At 78.9% G+C, this 2670-nt stretch carries 2 protein-coding genes; both read left to right on the top strand.

Translation table 11 applies throughout. The features are described from left to right. Nucleotides 1–120 precede the first annotated feature (120 nt). Nucleotides 121–1170 carry a hypothetical protein gene (locus EAO77_RS35795; RefSeq protein WP_410088758.1) on the top strand — a complete coding sequence of 350 codons (1050 nt, stop codon included), beginning with the start codon at nucleotides 121–123 and terminating at the stop codon, nucleotides 1168–1170. An 11-nt stretch (nucleotides 1171–1181) separates the two neighbouring features. Then, a partial coding sequence (locus EAO77_RS35790; protein WP_147992479.1) for a DUF5691 domain-containing protein occupies nucleotides 1182–2670 on the top strand: 1489 nt, incomplete at its 3' end.

The following is a 2670-nucleotide window of genomic DNA, read 5'->3' as shown; positions in this document are numbered from 1 at the left end:
CCGGGGGCCTGCGCGTCGACCATCCGCGCGGCCGTCTCCTCCCACAGTCCGTACCCGGAGCGGCCGGCCGCGGCGAGGCCGCCGCGGACCAGATCGGCGAGCCGCTGCTCCAGTTCGGTCGTGCCGGCGGTGATCCGTGCGGCCCGGCGCGGGCGCGCCGCCGCCGGGCAGCCGGCCTCGGCGGGGGCGGGGGCGGGGGAGGGGGCGGTCCGGACGGGCGCGGACGCCGAGGCGGCCAGGAAGCGGGCCGAGCGCCGGGCCGCACGGATCACCGCCGGCACGACCGAACTGGAGCAGCGGCTCGCCGATCTGGTCCGCGGCGGCCTCGCCGCGGCCGGCCGCTCCGGGTACGGACTGTGGGAGGAGACGGCCGCGCGGATGGTCGACGCGCAGGCCCCCGGACTCGCCGCCCGGGTCAGGGATCTCGGTGCCGTCCCCGGCTCGGGGGCCGGCTGGCCGCTGCGACTGCTGGAGGAGTGCGCCCTGCTGCATCTCCTGGACACCGCCTGGCTCGGCCGCGAGCGGCTGCCCGAGCAGCTGGCCGTCACGGTGCGCACCAGGGTGGGCCTGCCCTCCGCCGCCGACGGCGGTACGGTCCGCGACGACTGGCTGATCCTGTCGCAGGACGACACCTCCGACGGCAGGCTCACCACCCGCCGCATCTGGCTGCACGGGCGGGACACCGGACGCAGCGCGCTGCTGCTCTCGTTCGGCGCCGCCGGACGCACTCCGCCGCTGGCCCTGCCGGTCGGTCTCACGGCCCGGGCGGACGTCACCTGGCACGGCGGCGCGGGGCAGCTGCGGGCGGAGATCGGCGAGCTGCTGACGGTGCCGGCGCCCATCGACGCGCCGCCCGGAGGCACCGGCTGCGCGGGCGCCACCGAGCTCTACGGCAAGGCCCTGCGGGACGACCCCTGGCTCGAAGCCCTGCCCGTCGTCCTCTCCGGCGTCGTCCCCGTACCGGCCGGCGACGGCTGGCAGCTCGCCGACGACGGGGGCGACGACGCCCTGCCCGTCGCTCCCGCCGTGCTGTCCCGGCCGGGGCTGTGGCGGCTGGTCGCCCTCTCGGGCGGCAGGCCCGTCACCGTCTTCGGCGAGTTCGGCCACCAGGGCTTCGTGCCGCTGACCGCCTGGTCCGACGATCCGTCCGAGACGGTCCCGCTGATCTGAAGGAGGCCGCGATGACCACCCGCACCCATTCCTCCGGCACGGCGTCGCCGTGGGAGGAGCTCGTCACCGCCGCGCTGCTCGGCACCGACCGGCGGCCCCCGTCGCCGGAGCTGGTGCCGCCCGGCAAGGAGCCGCCGCTCGCCCTGCTCGACGCGGCGGCCGTGCAGACCGTGCGCCGCCGTGCGGGCCTGCGGCCCGCCGTCGCGGCGGCGGCCCGGCCGGCCGCCGCGCCGCACGACCCCCGCCCGGCACCGCCGGCGGCCGCCCGGCGCAGACTCGCCCAGCTGCTCGCCGACCGCGCGGGCACGGCCGGCTCGGGCGGGCGCAGGGGCACCTCCCCCGACCTCACCGAGCTGCTCCCCCAGTGGCTGGCCGCGGCCAACGACCGCGGCTACCGCGCCCCGGCCTCCGCATTGCCCGCCCTGCTCGACGCCGCCCGCGCCCGTACCGACCTCCGGCCCCAGGCCCTGGCCTTCGCCGGCCCGCGCGGCCTGTGGCTGGCCCGGCTCAACCCGGAGTGGAGGTTCGCGCTGCGCGGCGGCCCCGGGGGATCCGCCGTGCCGTCCCCCGAGGACGCCGACGCGGTGCGGCGGCTCTGGGACGAGGGGCTGTTCGCCGAGCGGGTCGCCCTGCTGTCCGCGCTGCGCGCCCATGACGCCGGGGCGGCCCGCACCCTGCTCGCCTCCACCTGGGCGTCGGAGCGGGCGGAGGACCGGCTGATGTTCCTCGACTCGCTGCGGTCGGGGCTGACCGGCGCCGACGAGCCCTTCCTGGAGCAGGCCCTGGCCGACCGCAGCCGCAACGTCCGCGCCACCGCGGCCGAACTCCTCTCCGCACTCCCCCGGTCCGCCCTCGCCGCCCGGATGGCGGCCCGCGCCGCCTCCTGCGTCGCGCTCGACCACAGCGGCGGCGCGGGCCCGGTGATCTCGGTCGAGGCTCCCCACGAGTGCGACGCCGACATGCAGCGCGACGGGGTCGTCCCCACCGCCCCGTCGGGCCGCGGCGAGCGGTCCTGGTGGTTCGGTCAGCTGGTGGAGGCCGCGCCCCTGTCGATCTGGCCGGCCCGCCTCGGCGGGCGGGCACCCGAGGAGATCGTCGCCCTGCCCGTCGGCGACGACTGGGCCGACGAGCTGCACGCCGCCTGGTGCAGGGCGGCCGTGCGCCAGCACGACGTCCAGTGGTCCCGCGCCCTGCTCACCACGCCCGCGGCCCCGCCGTCGGCCGGCCCGGGCACCACGTCACCGGCCGAGCGGTCGAAGCTCCTCGCGACCCTGCCGGAGGAGGAACGGGCCGGCTGGGTCGCCGAGTTCATCGCCGCCCACGGGCTGTCGGAGGCCTTCCAGCTGCTCGGCGTCTGCGCGGTGCCGTGGGCCGGGCCCCTGGGCCGCGCCGTCGTCGACGCCCTGGACATCGCCCGGGACGCCGGCAGCTATCCGTGGAGCTTCAGCGGCGTGATGGGCCTGGCGGAACGCTGTCTCGATCCGTCGGAGGCCGCCCGCC

It is taken from the genome of Streptomyces sp. T39 (genome assembly GCF_008042045.1).
Classification (GTDB): domain Bacteria; phylum Actinomycetota; class Actinomycetes; order Streptomycetales; family Streptomycetaceae; genus Streptomyces.
This window is presented reverse-complemented; position numbering and strand designations above follow the sequence as displayed.